Here is a 17,029-nt window from a genome sequence, read left to right on the forward strand (position 1 = left end):
GTGAAATAAAAGGGTAATTCTAGCCAAATAAATATTAAATTTAATTGATTTGAGTTAAGAATTTTGGCTTAAAATGCCTATTTAAGGGAATTATTTAATGAAATTTTAAAATTTAGAGTTTGAAATTTTATTTTTACAAACTCTAAATTTCATATAATAAATTTTACAATCTAGCCGATTTTCCCGAGCGAAAATATGCAACGATTGCCAAAATAAACATAAAAGCTGTCATTATATACGCCCAGCTTGGCACAGGGATTTTTTCGCCCGCTGCGTAAGAGTGCATACCTGTGAGATAAAAATTTACTCCAAAATATGTCATTATGACGCTAAAATACGCAAACATCGACGCTACGGCGAAGGCAAATTGTGAATTTAGCTTCGGCATAAATCTAAAATGCACCACAATTGCATAGACAAAAATCGTAATCAAAGCCCAAGTTTCCTTTGGATCCCAACCCCAATACCTACCCCAGCTCTCGTTCGCCCAGACGCCACCTAGGAAGTTTCCAGCTGTTAGCAAACAAAGCCCAAGGATCATCGACATTTCATTGATTCTAGTGGCTTCTGTGATATTGCGCGCGATTTCTGGGTTATTTTTGCCGAAGCAAAACATCAAAAGCGTGAAAATTCCAAGCAACATACAAAGCCCCAAAAATCCGTAGCTTGCGGTGATTACAGAGACATGGATTGTCAGCCAGTGGGATTTAAGGACTGGTTGTAGGTTTGTGATTTGCGGATCCATATCGCTTAAATGCGCCACCATTAGCGTAATTCCCGCCATAATCGCCGTTAGCGCCAAAGAAATTGCAGATTTGCGCGAAAAGAAAATTCCGCTAAGCGCTAATGCCCACGCGATATAAATCATCGACTCATACGAATTCGACCACGGCGCGTGTCCCGATACATACGCTCTAAGCGCAAGTCCGAAAGTGTGGATCAAAAACGCCACTACATTTACAAACCAAACTAGATTAAACGCCCATTTCAAGCCCAAATTTGGCTTCATCATACGGATAAAAATAAAGATTAAAAGCAAAAATCCAGCGATTGTATAAATCGAAAAAAGTCGCTTGAAAATATGCGCGTTGTTGTATAAAATTTCATATTTTATCGCAGTATCGCTAGGCGCTAATTCGCCACCATTTTTGATTTGATAATCCTTGATAATGCTTAGCATTTTGTTTGCGCTTTGCCAGTCGTTTTTGTTTTGGGCATAAATCACAGCTGTGGCAAACATCGCGCTCATATCGCGCACCTTATCGCGCTCGCTCTCGCTTAGCATTTCAAGGGTTGCAAACGGCGAAATCCAGGTGCTATCGTTTGACTTTCCGGTAGGGATTATGCGGAAGTATTCGCCCATAATCGCGCCGTAAAACACATTTACTCTCTCATTTACTTTGATGATTTCTTTATCGAGCGTAGAGCGGTTACCAAGGGGTTTGCGGTTGATTTCCTCGCTTAATTTGTCAAGCTTATAAAAGCTCTCATTATCCTTCATTTCGAAAAAATCCATCATCGAAGCGTATTTTTGATTTTCATCTAAACCCAAAATTTTGCGTAGTTCCTTATCGCCCACGCGTATGATTTTAGCGGTGCGCCAATAATCTTGATTTAGCATAAACGAAAGCAAGGCTTCGTTGTGATTGAGCGTAATCCCGTCCTCGCCCTTGTAGGTTTCGCCGCGGTAAATTTTGTGCAAAATTTCGCGCGAAACTGTATCAAATGGCTCCATACGGCCATTGAAACCTTGCACGACTAATTTGCCTAGTTCTTTGCTAAATTCCTTATCAAAATTTGGCAAATTTAGCTTGATTTCATTTAAATTCACACTCTCATTTCCCTCTGCATGGGCTAAATTTGGCGCAACACAGGCGAAAATTACAGCCAAAATCGCCACGCTTTTTGCAAGGTGAGTGTTTTCGCTGATGAGTTTAGAAAGCTTGAAAAAGCGCGAATTTGGGTTTAAAAAGTTTAAAAACATGCCAAGGCAGAGCAGAAAATATCCTAGATATGTCGGGAATTTGCCCGGGTCGCGATTTACAGATAGCACGGTGCCTCCTTCGTCCCTATCATACGAGCTTTGGAAAAATCTGTATCCGCCGTGATCTAGGACATGATTCATATAAATATCGTAATCATAGCTGTTTGCGCCGTCTTTGACTGTAACTTCGCTTTTGTATCCTGAGGGCGAGTTTGTGCCTGGATAGCGATCCATGACAAAATCTCTTAGGGCTAATTTAAATGGCAAATTTACCATTTTTGGCCCCAAAAGTGTGATAAAATTTGCGCCGCCGACTTCGTATTGAAGGCCTTTTTCGCCCTGGATTACTAGCACCTCTTTGCTTTCGTTGTTATAGCTAAGATCTGCGATGATTCCGCTCATACCGGCTAAATTTTCCTCGACCCTAACAAATTTTTCCACAGCTGAGCTTAGCAGGCTAACTGGGGCGAAATTCGTCCCCTCAAAGCTATAAAGCGATAGATCATCGATTAGATTATCCTCGTTTTTATTTAGTGCGATTTTTTCGCTAGTGCCCATTTTAGTAGCATTTATGTCGAAATTTGAGTTTATATAGAATTTATCGGCGTCGTTTTTGACATAGATGAAATATTTGGTTTTTGGCATGGTATTAAAGCTAATGCTAACCTCGCCTAGCTCGATACTTTGGCCAGAAAGTAGCGAAAGGGGCTGTTTTTGGGTATCGTTTGAAAACAAAAACTCGATTCTAGCGGGTGCGCTTTTGCTCTCGTCTTTGACCCATTTTAGCTCGCCGTGCGGGATAAATTCTTTAAATTTCAAATTTGCGTTTTTGCCATTTACATCTAAATTTAGATCAAATTTCATCTTTCCTACGCCGCTTAGGTAGTTTTTTTCATCGGCTGAGATGAAATTTTTATCCTCGCTTATGCTGATTAACTGCACGAATTCGTCCTTGGTGCTAATTAGCGAGCTTTCCTCTCCCTCTCTAATGTGCAAATTCCCCTCAAACCCAAAATATCTCGTAAGCCCAGCACCAAGCAAAATAAAAAGAAAGCTTAAATGAAATATAAAGGTCGGAAGCTTTTTGATATCGCCGAGGCGATAGCGGTAGATATTGTAGGCCAAATTTAGCCCCAAAAGTAGCATTATCAGCCCGAACCACCACGCATTATACACACTCGCCCACGCTACTGGCGTGCCAAATGCAGTCTCCACAAATGTCGCCACCGCGCACGCGATAGCCAGCAGGGCAAGCATAATGCTGGCAGATTCCATGCTAAAAATAGATTTCATATTTTTCCTTGCTAAATGATAAATTTTATTAAGAGCTGGGATTTTATCAAAAAATTCTTAAAAATTCGTTGCGATAAATCAATAAATAAATCATCGCAAAAAGCGTATCGATACCAATGCAAAATTTAGCGAAATTTTGCATTAAATTTTACCTATAAGCATAATTGCAAAGAATTTTGCGAAGCAAAATTCTATAAATAAGCGCGTGCGTAGCACGCCACTTTGCAAGCGTCGTCGGGGGTTAGGGGGTTGGTAAGGGGGGAAGGGGAGCGACATCGCAATTCAAGCCCCCTTCCCCCCTTACAAAAAATTTAAAAAAATTTTAAAATTTTATAGAATTTAAAATTTTAAAATTTTTTGCCATTTTGGCGGTTGGTAATTTAAAATTTGGCGATTGCTTCGCTTCGCTCGCAATGACACTTAAAAGCAAAATTTCGGGTTAGTATTTCATGCTTGCGGACAGTGAAATTTTATTTTTTATATGCAAATTCGCACACCTTGCCTACGGCTTGATTGCACGGAATTGCCGAGATAGAATTATCTGGCGAGCCGTCGATGATTTTATCTGAATACACTAGATAAATTATGCTCTGACTTGCTTCGTCAAACATACGCACGACATGGGTTTTTTTAAAGATTAGCGAGGATTTTTTCGCAAATATATCCTCTTTTTTAAGCTCTTCTTTGATTATGATTTTTGGGGCTGTTTGGCTGCATGAAACAGAGGCTTCTGAGCGGTCTTCTTCGACGCCAACAATCTCTTTGGCGCCACCTTTTTTGGCGTATGAGATGAAGCATGTAACCCCGTCGATTTTAGGGTCGCTGACGCTGATAACCTCGATTCTATCGTTTTTACCAAAAATTCTAAACGAAGTATTTACACTATCAATCACCTCATAATCCTTAGCGAAAACTGCGCCCAAAATCGCACAAACAAGAAAAAATTTTTTCATTTTGACTCCTTAAATTTGACAAATTTTAACATTTATAATTTAAAATATCGTAATTTTTTTTGTCAAGGAATTTTATGATTGAAGATATTTTTAGAGAATACGATATCCGCGGAATCGTGGGCGAGGATCTAAACGAAGAGAGCGTTAAGGCGATTGGTTTTGCCTTTGGTATGCATTTGCGCCATTTAGGCCGTGAGCGTATCAGCGTAGGCTATGATGCGAGACTAAGCGCACCAGATATGTTTGAATACCTAGTAAGTGGGCTTAATTACGCTGGGCTTAGGATTTTTGATATCGGCCTTTTGCCTACGCCTGTGGGGTATTTTGGCGTATTTACGCATAAATTTGACGCAAACATTATGATTACAGGCTCGCACAATCCGAAAAATTATAACGGCTTTAAAATCACAATTGGCACGGATAGCTTTTTTGGCGCACAGCTTAAAACACTCGGTCGCCAAGTGGCTGAATTTATGGCTAGTGGCGTGGAAATCCCAACAAATACATTTTGCGAAAAATATAATATTTTGGGCGAGTATTTGGATTATTTCGAAAAAGAATTTGCAAATTTGAAAAATTTCAAAACACCATTTGTGATTGATTGCGCAAACGGCGCAGCAGGTGTTACGGCGTGCAAAATCGTGGAAAAACTAGGCTTAAACGCTAAAATTTTATTTCCAGAACCTGACGGAAATTTCCCAAACCACCACCCAGATCCAAGCGAAGAGAAAAATTTAGTCGATTTAAAAAATGCAATTAGCGAAAATGGGCTAAATTTGGGTTTTGGTTTCGACGGAGACGCCGATAGAATCGCTGTGCTAACAGCGAAGCGAAATATCAAAGGCGACGAGCTAGCCTGTCTTTTATCATTAAATATGAAAGAGCCGAAAATTTTGGGCGAGGTGAAATGCTCGCAGGTAATGTATGATGAGATAAACCGCCGTGGCAAGAGCTTTATGGGCAAAACCGGTCATAGCAATATCAAAAAGGCTATGAAGGAGCTTGGCATTGATTTGGCTGCTGAGGTGAGCGGGCATATATATTTCAAAGAGCGATATTTTGGCTTCGATGACGGCGTGTATGCGATGATGAGAGTGTTAGAACTCGTCGCAAAGGGCATTGATTTAGACGCCGAGCTTGACGCGCTTCCTGTAATGCACAGCACCGATGAGATTAAATTTAAAACCACTGATAGCGCAAAATTTGAGATAATTGAAAAATTTAAAAATTTAGCCAAAAACGGCATTTCTGGGTTACCAGCCGTGCGCGATATGATAGAAATCGACGGGGTTAGATTGAGGTTTGATGATGGTTGGGCTTTGGTGAGAGCTAGCAACACCACACCGATAATCGTAACGAGATTTGAGGCAAAAAGCCCTGAATTTCGCGATGAAATGCAAAGGGTGATAATGGGCGCATTAGAGGAGATTGCAAAATAATGGAAAAAGAGCTAGTCGAGCAAAATATAAAAGAGCTTCTTTGCGCTAGGGCTGAATTTTTCGCGCTACTAGATGAAAAAGTGCCAAAAATAGCTGGGACTGATGTTTTTGATTTCGCAAACGCAAAAGAGGCAAATTTAAAGGAAATTTATGCCAAATTTTACGGCTATGATTACGCTATTCGCAAGCTTTTGCCGTATTTATACAAGGCGTATGGAGTGAGCTTTAATGTCTGAAATTTTGATTGATAAATCAGCGTATTTTCACAATCTTTCGCAAATTTCGCAAAAAGTAGCCAAAGAGCGCATTATGCTGGTGCTCAAAGACAACGCTTATGGGCATGGCATGCGCGAAATCGCGGGTTTGGCGCGCGAGTTTGGTATCAAAAGAGCCGTTACTAGGACGCTAGATGAAGCGCGCGAGATTTCGGAATTTTTCGAGGAAATTTTGATTTTATCGCATATTCCAAACGGAAACGAAAATCCAAATTTTATTTATGCCGTAAATGATATGAGCTATTTTTCGCGCCTAAAAACAGGCACAAATATTCATATTGTCGCAGATACAAATATGCATAGAAATGGAATTTGCGCCTATGATTTGGACGAAGCACTCGCGCTTTGTAAAAAACACTCGCTAAATTTGCGCGGATTTTTTACCCATTACCGCGCCAGCGATGAGCTAAGCTCTGATTTTTACGCGCAAAGGCAAAATTTCGCCGAATTTAAAAAAATCGCCAAATTTAAGGCAAATGAGGCTGGATTTAATGAGCTTATTTTCCACTCCTCAAATTCAGCCGCGATCGAGCGCAGAGCGGGGTTTGATGATGAGTTTGTGCGCGTGGGTATGGCGCAGTATGGATACGCTCAGTTTGATGATAGCCTAAATTTGCGCCCTGTGCTTAGCTTGTGGGCTGATTTAATCAGCCACAGAGTGCTTAAAAAAGGCGAAAGGGTAGGCTATGGCGGGGTGTTTTGTGCGCCGTGCGATATGAAAATCGGCACCTATGATTTAGGCTATGCGGACGGACTTTTGCGATACGCTGGGCTTGGGGATTTGCGATTAGCCAGTGGAGAAAGGCTACTTGGCAAAATGTCTATGGATAGCTTTTGTGCTGAATTTGGCGGAGAGCGGGTGTGCGTGATAAACGACGCCAGAGAGTGGGCGAGATTTTTTGGCACGATTGAGTATGATGTGTTAGTTAAACTTCATGAAAAAATATCAAGGAGAGTGGTATGAACGAGTTAGAAAACCAAAATGGCGCCGAACAAATTGGCTATGACGGCGCAAAAGGTGCAAAAGGTGCAGAGCAAAGCCGAACCTACAATGGCTCTGCTAATGTCGAAAAAAAATCATCAAAAGGTTGGCTAAAATGGCTGATTATCGCTGGCATAATTTTGGCTGTGTTTGCGATTTTCGCCGTGCCTGTGTATAACAAACTGACCCTAAAAGACGAAGATGTCAATGCGGCCTGGGCGCAGGTGCAAAACCAATATCAAAGGCGCGCTGATTTGATCCCGAATTTCGTCGAAACCGTCAAAGGATACGCAAGCCATGAAAGAGGCACCTTAGAGGGCGTAATCGAGGCTCGCGCGAAGGCAACGAGCGTGAAAATCGACGCAAACGATATCGCAAATAACCCAGAAGCCTTTACTCAGTTTAACAACGCACAAGGCGAGCTAAGCTCGGCTCTATCGCGCTTAATGTTAGTTGTAGAACGATACCCTGAGCTAAAAGCAAACTCAAATTTCACGGATTTGCAAAATCAGTTAGAGGGCACCGAAAACCGCATAGCTGTGGCTCGCAAGGACTATATCGCTGTGGTGCAAGAGTATAACAAGATGATTAGGGTTTTCCCTACAAATATCATCGCCAAACTCGTAGGCAAAGGCGGAGCTAAGCCTGTATTTAACGCAGGCGAAGCCAATCAAAACGCGCCAAAAGTTTCGTTTTAGATGATTGAGCAAATTTACAAAGACGCCATAACGGATAAAATTTCAAAGGCCGAAGATGCGAGCGACGCTGAGATTATCTGCGTGCTAAGTGGCGAGGCTTTGGACTTAGAGCCCCTTAGCTGGGGCGTGGCTTGCACGATTGCCTTTGTAGTGGGGACTGCGCTGATGTTTTTCCAGCAAGTAGGCAAAGTAGGCGCGTTTGAGTTGATTGCGATTGTATTTTTGCTCTTTAAATTTCTATTTTCTAAATTTCCTAAATTTTTAGAATTTTTTATCCCTAAATTCTTTAAATTTAGGCTTACTTACGACTTTGCCGTGAGTAAATTTGAGCTGTTTGGATATGACAAAATCCCAAACGCTGTGATTTTTTGCGTTTGCAAAAACGAAAAAATCGCGCACATAGTTTGTGGCGAAAATATCAGCGCGAAGATTGATAATTCTGAATTTTTGCAGATTGTGCAGGAATTTTGCGTTCAGGTAAAAACTGCGAATTTTGGCGAGGCTGTGAGCGTGGGTATAGATAGGCTTTGTGCGCTAATAATGGCGAAAATCCCCCATGAAATGGGCGATAAAGATGAAATCAAAGAAAAGATTGTGGAAATAAAATGAGAGGAATTTTACTTTTTTTATTTTTAGCTTTATCTTTTTCACAGGCTAAAATTTCAGACTATTTAGCCTCGCCAAACGACACGGCTATTATCGACGAGGCGGGTATTTTGCGCGCCTCTACGGCTGGTGCGTTAAATGAAATTTTGCTTAAATTTGACGAAAATTCCACCAATCAAATCATGGTCGTAACCCTAAAAACGCTCGGGGATTACTCTATCGAAGAGGTTGCGAACGAGCAGGCTAGGGCGCTTGGCATAGGGCAGAAGGACTATGATAACGGCGTGCTTTTGCTCGTCGCGCCAAACGAGCGCAGGGTGCGTATCGAGGTCGGATATGGCTTGGAGGGAGTGCTGACTGACGGCGTCTCAAAGCGCATAATCGAGTATAAAATTTTGCCACATTTTAGGGCTGGGGATTTTGAGGGGGGAATAGTTTCTGGGGTGCTTACGATCCTCGATTTTATCGAGAGTGGCGACATAAAATTCGCCAAAATCGAGCGCGCTCAGGGCGAGGAAATCGACATAGACTTCATAATCTTTATGCTTTTCTTTTTCTTCGTATTTTTTATGATGATGAGAAACAAATCACGCTCGCACGGGGATTATGGCAACACTATCATTTTAGGCGACGGGCTTGATGAAATTTTGCGCGGTGGTTTTGGCGGCTCTGGCGGATTTGGCGGTGGTTTGGGTGGCTCGCGTGGCGGTTTCGGCGGTGGCTCTGGTGGTTTTGGGCGCAGTTCGCGAGGAGGTGGCTTTCGCGGTGGTGGAGGCGGATTTGGCGGTGGCGGTGCCAGTGGCGGGTGGTAAGCCTGCAAATTTCAAATTCAAATTTTAAATTTAATCAAAAAGGCGAAAATGTATATCATACAGCGCGAATTTAGCGCGAATTTAGAGGTCAAAAAGTCAAATTTCATCGCGCATTTGGTGCCGTTAGCTGAGTTTGAGCGCGTGCGCGAACGACTAAAAGACGAACACCCCAAAGCCCGCCACATCGTCTGGGCGTATCGAGCGCTAAATGAGTATTCCCAAATCGTCGAAAACCAAAGCGACGACGGCGAGCCCAAATCCACGAGCGGGCCATCGTGCCTAAATGCGCTTCGTGGCGCAGGTCTGATTGACACAGCTGTGCTTGTGGTGCGGTATTTTGGCGGGATCAAGCTAGGCACTGGCGGGCTCGTGCGCGCGTATGGCGGGGCTGTAAATTTGGCGATAAATGCGAGTGAGCTAGTATTATACGAGCTCAAAAAGCCTTGCGAATTTTTCGTGCCGTTTGCGCAAATTGCGAAATTTGAGCACTTTATGAAAAAGCAAAATTTCGCTTACACGCTAAATTTCACCGACACAGGGGCTGTATTTTCGTGCGCTCTTTCTCAGGCGCAAACAGCGATTTTTACGGATTTCGCGCAGGGTTTCATCGCGCCATTTGAGATACTCAAACTGCCTGAATTTTAAATTTTCCACATAATATTATTGTTATTTTTTTATTTTAAGTTAAATTTTATAAATCACTTTGTAAAATTGAGAGAAATTTTATCGTAAAGGAAAAAAATGCCAAGACCAACCCCTAAAAACAACGAAATCAAGCTAGATCCGGGCAGATATATCGTCTCGCGCACCGATCCTAAGGGTATCATCACATTTGGCAATGTGTATTTTTGCGCTATTTGCGGTTATAGCGTCGAGGAGCTACTCGGTCAGCCACACAACATAATCCGCCACCCAGATATGCCAAAAATCGCGTTCAAGCTCATGTGGGATACGATCCAAAAGGGTCGCGATTTCGTCGCAGTCGTCAAAAATATGGCCAAAGACGGCAGTTACTACTGGGTCATGACCGAATTTATCCCTAAAAAAGACCCCGCCACAGGCGAGATTGTCGAATACACAGCTTACCGCAAGGCCCCGCCACGCGCTGCTATCGACATCGTCGAACCGCTGTATAAAAAGCTTTGCGCCGCAGAGGAGCAAGGCGGTATGGAGGCTAGCGAGGCGCTTCTAAACGAGTATCTCAAAAAACAAGGCGAGACTTATGAGAGCTGGGTTGTGCGCATTACTGGCAAGTCAAACCCGATTACTGCGCTGTTTTTCAAGGCGATGAGAAAGCTTTTTGGCTAAATTTGGCTTGAAATTTGATGATTTAAATTTGCATGGATTGTGAATTTTGATTGTTTAAAATTTAGTTATTTAAATTTTGATTATTTAAATTTTTGTTTTAAATTTTGGTCATTTAAATTTATGATTGAAATTTTGATTACTTGAAATTTTGTTTAAATTTACGATTAAAATTTTGGGCTCATAGCTTAAAATTTTACTTGAAATTTAAATTTCATTTCCCCCTTTTGCCTAGACCTTGCGTCTAGGCTTTTTTATTTCGCATTTTTTCCGCTAGCGCAACTTCTAAACACTGCCCCGAGATTTTTGTATGCTATTGTCATTGCGAGGAAATTTTCCATCGATTTGTCATTGTAAGCGTAGCGAAGCAAATTTGCCTTAATCTGTCATTGCGAGGAGCGAAGCGACGAAGCAATCCAGGGAAATTCCGATAAATTTCAATTATCAAATAAATTTTATAAATTTCGAATTCTCTCTAAATTTTTCTGGATTGCTTCGCTACGCTCGCAATGACAGATTAGGCGAATTTTCGCAATTACACTCTTTTTTGTCATTGCGAGGAGCGAAGCGACGAAGCAATCTACGACTTAAAAATTCCAAACACTAAATTTGCAAATTTAGCGACATTAAATTTTTCACTCGTAGATTGCTTCGGTGATAAATCACCTCGCAATGACAAATCTAGTAAATTTTTTGAAAAAACCAAACTTTAAATTTTTCACTCGTAGATTGCCACGCTCACTGCGTTCGCTCGCAATGACAGATTTGGCGAATTCTCGCAATGACATATCGAGTAAAAATTTAAAATTTATGTTAAAATCCCAAGCAAATCATCATTAAAAGTAGGTATTTTATGGCAAATCAATACTTTGTCTATATTTTGTTTAGCAAAAAGCACGGCACGCTGTATGTCGGTGTTACAAATGACTTAAAACGCCGAATTAGTGAGCATAAAAGCAAGATTATCGGAGGTTTTACGGCTACTTATGGCGTGGATAAGCTTGGGTATTTCGAGGAATACGATAGTATCGAAAGTGCTATTTTGCGCGAAAAACAGCTAAAAAATGGAAACAGAAAACAAAAAATCGCTTTAATCGAAAACAAAAACCCAACTTGGATTGATTTGTATGATGAAATTTTGTTTTGATTTATCTCGATTTGTCATTGCGAGGAGCGAAGTAAATTTGCCTCTATTTGTCATTGCGAGCGTAGCGAAGCAATCTACGACTTTAAAATTCCAAACGCTAAATTTGCAAATTTAGCGACATTAAATTTTTATTTCGTAGATTGCTTCGGTGATAAATCACCTCGCAATGACAAATCTAGTAATTTTTTTGCAAAAAACCGCACTTTAAATTTTTCACTCGTAGATTGCCACGCTCACTGCGTTCGCTCGCAATGACAGATTTGGCGAATTCTCGCAATGCTAAAATAAACGACACGGCGACCATTGTCATTGCGAGGAGCGAAGCGACGAAGCAATCTACGACTTTAAAATTCCAAACGCTAAATTTGCAAATTTAGCGACTTTAAAAATCCCCAAATTTCCCCCAAAAACGGCGCAAAAAAAAAACGGCGATAAATTTTATCCTTTACAAATGTGTAATTAAACTTCGTTTAATTTTTAAAGAGTTAAAATACGGAGTTATTTATCACATTTTGCGATTAAGTTCGCAGAAAAAAGGAGTTTTTCATGAACAAGGTCTATAAGCTCAAAAGGAGCTCACACGGCGTCAAGGTCGTTAGCGAGATCGCTAAGGGACACAGTGGCGAAAAAACTGTGCGCGAGGGGTTCGGTAGCACGATTTTTTCAAGCATTGGCAAGATAGCGAGCGCGCCTGCTCTGGGACGGCTGGCTATGTCGCTAGCTACGATAGTGGCTATTAGTGCGCCATTTATGCCAAGCGAGGCAGAGGCTGGTTTAGTGTGCAAAAACACTACCACAAACGCATTGTATTATGAGACAGGAAATAGCTGTCCTGCTGGTTCCGAAGTAGTAACAACAGGCGTATCTTTGGGTAACTCGGTCGCCACTGGTGACTATTCTGTTGCTTTTGGTCTTGATTCTCATGCAAACGCATACAATTCGTTAGCACTTATGGGCGGAACTGCAAACAAAAATCACACCTATGCTATCGGTGTCAATGCGCTGGCAAACGCAGATAACACTATCGCATTTGGTAACCACTCTGGTGCTTTGGGCGCAAGTGGCGTTGCTATGGGCAATACCGCAATAGCAAAATCTGATAATTCTGTCGCTATTGGCACAAATGCTTCTGCTGGTTTGGATAAGACACGATTAGTGGCTCAATCTTCTCGCATAAATAACGGCGACCATTTTCAGCTAGAAACCAAAGCATACAGGCCAGACGAAATGGCGGCTATGGGTCTAGGTAGCGCGACAAAACAATATCATTATGTAGGCTATCAGTCAGGCAATCAATTTATCAAAATTGGTGGTTTAGCGACAGATGAGAGCTTGTATGCGTATTATCAGCTAGAAGATGATGGTGTTACTCTTAAAACAGACGCTAATGGAAACTGGATTTTGGCTACCAATGCAACCCCTGATGATAAAAAGAAAAAAATGCAACGCCCTGATGTATTTAGGGTGTATAAATACCGCCCTAATGAAGATTATGATAAGGGCAATAATTTTTACGACGAAGATGGTGATTTAGTAAATTTAAGAAGGTATTGGGTAGGAGATGATACCGAAGAAGTAACTAGCAATATTGACAAGTTTATAGACAATAACAAAAAAGATATTAGAGTTATTGCTTCTGATGGAAAAGACAAACAAATAGCGATTGGTCAAAATTCTTTGGCTGTTAAAACCGCTGCTGTGGCTATCGGCAATAATGCAAATGCGATAGGAGATGATACTATTGCCATTGGTAGAAATGTGCAAGCTGCTGTTATTAAAAATGGAAATGCTGGTAATATCGCCATTGGCTCATACGCTAAAGCTGTCGAAAAAAATGTGTATGACCCAGAGGATAGACCAGGGCAAAGTATTGCCATAGGTTATAAATCAGAAGCAACGGGTGGTCAAGCAATGGCTATCGGTGCAAACGCCATAGCTAGTGGATATGGCTCTATCTCAATCGGTGGTGATGATATAGGCAATGTAGCGAGTGCTTTCAAGGCTAAGGCTATTAAAGAGTATATGGATGCTATTGGCGATATGAGTGCGGTAAGCCGAAGGACAAAAATGCTTTATCAAGCATTTGGTGGAGGAAATATGAACGAGCCTTGGGTTGGTAGTGTTGGCTATATAGCTACCAAAGCCGATGGCTTGGGCTCTTTGGCTGTTGGACAAAGCTCTATCGCTAGCAATACATTTTCTTCTGCATTTGGTTTTACAAATACAGCCAGCGGTGTCGCTTCTACCGCTATTGGTTTGACTAATATCGCAGATGGTGCTATATCTACTGCAATCGGTGCAGAAAATAAAGTTTATGATACAAATTCTACCGCAATCGGTGTATCAAACTATGTAGATAATAAGTCATCAAACTCAATGTCTTTGGGTAATGGTAATAAGATTTCAGATAGTGATTTTTCTATCGCGGCTGGTTACTATAATGAAAACCACGCCGATAATACTATCACAGTCGGTCTATACAACGACGCAAACAAGACAAATGCTGCTGCTGTGGGTCTAAACAACTATGCTCTTGGCAAAGGCTCTATCGCCGTGGGTGGTGAAAATAACGCCACAGGAGCATATTCAACTGCATTTGGTTTGCGAAACCAAGCTGATAAGGATAATACCCTAGCTATCGGAACTTTAAATAATGCTGAGGCTGAAAATTCTATGGCTTTGGGTGCTGATAACAACACCACAAAACGATACTCTGTCGCTGCCGGTATGAGCAATCTAGCCGAGGGCGAGAAATCAGCCGCACTTGGTTTTGGCAATACCGCAAGCGCTGATAGGTCTTTCTCGGTCGGTATGGACAACAATGTAACCGAAACAGGTGTCGAGAGTATCGCTCATGGTTATGGCAACATAGTAAAAGGTAAAAATTCTATCGCTATGGGAACCGGCAATACCGTAACTGGCAATCGCTCAGGTGTGTTTGGTGATCCAAGCGTGATTAATAGTAATGATAGCTATTCTGTGGGTAATAATAACAACATAGCAGCAGGAAATAATAGCGTATTTATCTTAGGAAACAATGTTACTAACACTTTTGCAAATTCTGTATTTCTTGGCGATAGTGCAGCGTATGAGACAGGAAACACCACAGGCGGTATGAGTGCTGTAAATAGCGCAAATGTCGGGGGTGTTACTTATAGTGGTTTTGCGGGTAATACACCTGTGGGCGTAGTAAGCATAGGCAAAGAAGGCTCTGCGCGTCGTATCCAAAATGTAGCAGCAGGCTTGATAAGCAAAGATAGCACAGACGCTATCAATGGAAGCCAGCTATATGCGGTTTTGCCTACATATACCACAGCTGATGTTAATGGCAATGTTTCAAATGTGAAAATCGGAGATAAGACCTATAATTTCCAAAATTTAAAAGCCGGAACAAACATAACTATTCAAGATGACGGCACTATTAACGCTGAAAATCCGAACCCAACAACAACTTTAAAGAGCGATAATAGAGTTGTAAGGATTTCTACCGATGAAATTCAAAGCCCACTATTACATATAAATGGCGTCGCTGACGCAGATAAAGAATCAGCGAAGGCAAACGGTGTGAATGCTATCGCTATGGGCAAAGACGCCTTTACTAGTGAAGGATTAGATACAGATGAGGCAAAAACAAAAGCATACGATACTTATGCGACTACCATAAAAAAGAATGGTAATCTGAAAAACGATCAGCGAATTAAAGATGCAGACAACTATGATTCTATGATAGGTGCCTTAACAGAGATTATAGATGAAAACAAAGATTTTGGAACAAATGCAACCAAAGAAAAGATATACAAAGCTGCTACAACTCAAATAAACAATCTAATCAGTCAATACAAACTTACAAACGCACCATCAGACAATGCTATCGCTATAGGCACAAGTTCTATGGCATCTAGCAACTCTTCTATCGCTATGGGCGAAAATGCTTGGGCATTAACTCCGTATGCTGTCACTATCGGCTCTGGCAGCAGAGGAAGTCAAGGACTAGGCGGTAGAACCGCCGGTGCTTTGGATACGCCTGATGCTGGTGGCTATTCGATAACTATCGGACACAAAGCCTCGACTTTCCTAACTAATGTAAAAGCCCCTGGAACATCATATTATGCCAATACGAAAAACTCTACCGCGATAGGCACTGCTGCTCATACTCACGCAGCAAATGCTCTTGCTATCGGTTTTAGCACGGATGCTACGGGAGAGAGATCTTTTGCACTAGGAACTGGTAGCACTAGTTTGCCAACTGGACAAAATCATTCAGGTTCGCGTGCTGGTGGTCAAGGCTCTATCGTCATCGGCGACCAAGCGACAGCTTTTCGTTATGCAAAAGAAGAATTTGTAGGTGGCGATTTTGAGCGTTCAGAAGCCGGTGCTGACATAAATGTAAATGATGCTGTTGCCATAGGCACAGGTAGCTTTGTAAAATCGCAAAATTCGGTAGCTCTTGGTGGCGGTATATCATATACTTATCATCTTAGAAATGATGATAATACAAGCGTAAAGATAGAAACCAAATATTATGCTGATGATGACAAAAAATGGCAGAAAGACGCTGAGGGTATCGGTGCAGAAGTCGGTATCGGTGCAACAGGCGCCGTAGCAATAGGTGGAGCAAGTGCTGATATAAGCGGAGCAGATAATACCTACTATCCTACCTTTGATGAGAACAACTTAACTATCGCAAACTATACTAGTGCTGCAAAGGTAGCGCAAAACGCAGCAAAAGCTGTCGCTATCGGTAGTGGTTCAAACGCTAATGTGAAAAATGGCGTTGCTCTTGGCTCATATAGCTTAGCCAATAGAGATAATGAAAGTAATGTAGCCACTAAAATATTCAAAGGCTACGATATGCAAACAAACACAAAAGGTGCAGCCAATACCGCAACGCCAGATGATCCTACCTGGATCGCCACACACAATGCAATCGCAGTAGGCGCAGTAGGCGATGATATAGATAAAAATATCACTCGCCAAATCACAGGCTTAGCCGCTGGTAGCGAGGACACTGACGCAGTCAATGTTGCTCAGCTAAAACGAGCAGTGGGTGGCACGGTCTGGTCTGTGGGTATAGACAAAGATGGCACTGGTACAAACAAAGATGGAACGCTTACATTTGGCACGCATACAGTAGGCACCAAGGACTATAATAAAACTGGTCTTGACTTTATCGCTGGGGATAATGTAGATATCTCGTATGTCGAGCTAAGCACGGATAATAATAAAACCGATAGTGCTTATGGCATTAAATTTAGCGCAAAAGATACAAATGTAACTTCTAAAAACGGAAGCGTAATCATCACTAGCGAATACAATGCTGATACAATGACTACTGGGTATGATCTAAAAGTCCCTGTTAAACTAACCGATAACAATGGAACTATTAAACTTGTAAGTTACGGCATAGACGGAGACGAGAATTCAAGCAGACCAGTCAAGATTACAAATTTAGCTCCTGGTGAAGCTGATACAGACGCTGTAAATGTATCTCAACTAAAAGAAGCAGCCGAGGGTAATAGAACTTATCTTACTGTC

Annotated in this window: 12 protein-coding genes; 10 read left to right on the top strand and 2 right to left on the bottom strand. The window is 41.6% G+C overall.

Going from position 1 to position 17,029, the window contains the following annotated elements; translation table 11 throughout:
• Positions 1-163: 163 nt before the first annotated feature.
• Both ccsA and OFO07_RS07150 read right to left on the bottom strand, forming a co-directional pair.
• On the bottom strand, positions 164-3,277 hold the full coding sequence (gene ccsA, locus OFO07_RS07145) for a cytochrome c biogenesis protein (RefSeq protein WP_270871454.1): 3,114 nt from the start codon (positions 3,275-3,277) through the stop codon (positions 164-166).
• A gap of 470 nt (positions 3,278-3,747) precedes the next feature.
• The gene (locus tag OFO07_RS07150) at positions 3,748-4,230 is read right to left on the bottom strand and encodes a CreA family protein (RefSeq protein ID WP_270871455.1); all 483 of its coding nucleotides are present in this window, start codon (positions 4,228-4,230) and stop codon (positions 3,748-3,750) included.
• Positions 4,231-4,304: 74 nt separating this feature from the next.
• Here OFO07_RS07150 and OFO07_RS07155 point away from each other — a divergent pair, with 74 nt between their 5' ends.
• From OFO07_RS07155 to OFO07_RS07200, 10 genes are all read left to right on the top strand, one after another.
• A complete protein-coding gene (locus OFO07_RS07155; RefSeq protein WP_270871456.1) occupies positions 4,305-5,669 on the top strand; it encodes a phosphomannomutase/phosphoglucomutase in 1,365 nt (454 codons plus the stop codon).
• Positions 5,669-5,905: a CmeU family protein gene (gene cmeU / locus OFO07_RS07160; RefSeq protein WP_270871457.1), complete on the top strand. Its 237-nt coding sequence runs from the start codon at positions 5,669-5,671 to the stop codon at positions 5,903-5,905. Before OFO07_RS07155 ends, cmeU begins: the two co-directional genes overlap by 1 nt.
• The gene (locus OFO07_RS07165) at positions 5,898-6,908 is read left to right on the top strand and encodes an alanine racemase (RefSeq protein WP_270871458.1); all 1,011 of its coding nucleotides are present in this window, start codon (positions 5,898-5,900) and stop codon (positions 6,906-6,908) included. The genes cmeU and OFO07_RS07165 overlap by 8 nt, the downstream gene beginning before the upstream one ends.
• Positions 6,905-7,624: a LemA family protein gene (locus OFO07_RS07170; protein WP_270871459.1), complete on the top strand. Its 720-nt coding sequence runs from the start codon at positions 6,905-6,907 to the stop codon at positions 7,622-7,624. The genes OFO07_RS07165 and OFO07_RS07170 overlap by 4 nt, the downstream gene beginning before the upstream one ends.
• Positions 7,625-8,233, top strand: a complete 609-nt coding sequence (locus OFO07_RS07175; protein WP_270871460.1) for a hypothetical protein — start codon at positions 7,625-7,627, stop codon at positions 8,231-8,233.
• Positions 8,230-9,042, top strand: a complete 813-nt coding sequence (locus OFO07_RS07180) for a TPM domain-containing protein (RefSeq protein ID WP_270871461.1) — start codon at positions 8,230-8,232, stop codon at positions 9,040-9,042. The genes OFO07_RS07175 and OFO07_RS07180 overlap by 4 nt, the downstream gene beginning before the upstream one ends.
• Before the next feature lie 48 nt (positions 9,043-9,090).
• The gene (locus tag OFO07_RS07185) at positions 9,091-9,687 is read left to right on the top strand and encodes an IMPACT family protein (protein WP_270871462.1); all 597 of its coding nucleotides are present in this window, start codon (positions 9,091-9,093) and stop codon (positions 9,685-9,687) included.
• A 96-nt stretch (positions 9,688-9,783) separates the two neighbouring features.
• Positions 9,784-10,350 (top strand): PAS domain-containing protein, encoded by a 567-nt coding sequence (locus tag OFO07_RS07190; RefSeq protein ID WP_270865166.1) that lies wholly within the window; start codon positions 9,784-9,786, stop codon positions 10,348-10,350.
• Between the two features lie 850 nt (positions 10,351-11,200).
• The gene (locus tag OFO07_RS07195; protein ID WP_270871463.1) at positions 11,201-11,494 is read left to right on the top strand and encodes a GIY-YIG nuclease family protein; all 294 of its coding nucleotides are present in this window, start codon (positions 11,201-11,203) and stop codon (positions 11,492-11,494) included.
• 546 nt (positions 11,495-12,040) lie between these two features.
• Positions 12,041-17,029, top strand: a 4,989-nt coding sequence (locus OFO07_RS07200) for a hypothetical protein (protein WP_270871464.1), incomplete at its 3' end; no start/stop codon positions are given.

The organism is Campylobacter sp. JMF_06 NA1, from assembly GCF_027737785.1.
Lineage (GTDB): Bacteria > Campylobacterota > Campylobacteria > Campylobacterales > Campylobacteraceae > Campylobacter_B.

Bases quoted from the DNA above. Each gene is read 5' to 3' on its own strand.
- ccsA (WP_270871454.1), bottom strand. From the start codon at position 3,277: ATGAAATCTATTTTTAGCATGGAATCTGCCAGCATTATGCTTGCCCTG.
- OFO07_RS07150 (WP_270871455.1), bottom strand. From the start codon at position 4,230: ATGAAAAAATTTTTTCTTGTTTGTGCGATTTTGGGCGCAGTTTTCGCT.
- OFO07_RS07155 (WP_270871456.1), top strand. From the start codon at position 4,305: ATGATTGAAGATATTTTTAGAGAATACGATATCCGCGGAATCGTGGGC.
- cmeU (WP_270871457.1), top strand. From the start codon at position 5,669: ATGGAAAAAGAGCTAGTCGAGCAAAATATAAAAGAGCTTCTTTGCGCT.
- OFO07_RS07165 (WP_270871458.1), top strand. From the start codon at position 5,898: ATGTCTGAAATTTTGATTGATAAATCAGCGTATTTTCACAATCTTTCG.
- OFO07_RS07170 (WP_270871459.1), top strand. From the start codon at position 6,905: ATGAACGAGTTAGAAAACCAAAATGGCGCCGAACAAATTGGCTATGAC.
- OFO07_RS07175 (WP_270871460.1), top strand. From the start codon at position 7,625: ATGATTGAGCAAATTTACAAAGACGCCATAACGGATAAAATTTCAAAG.
- OFO07_RS07180 (WP_270871461.1), top strand. From the start codon at position 8,230: ATGAGAGGAATTTTACTTTTTTTATTTTTAGCTTTATCTTTTTCACAG.
- OFO07_RS07185 (WP_270871462.1), top strand. From the start codon at position 9,091: ATGTATATCATACAGCGCGAATTTAGCGCGAATTTAGAGGTCAAAAAG.
- OFO07_RS07190 (WP_270865166.1), top strand. From the start codon at position 9,784: ATGCCAAGACCAACCCCTAAAAACAACGAAATCAAGCTAGATCCGGGC.
- OFO07_RS07195 (WP_270871463.1), top strand. From the start codon at position 11,201: ATGGCAAATCAATACTTTGTCTATATTTTGTTTAGCAAAAAGCACGGC.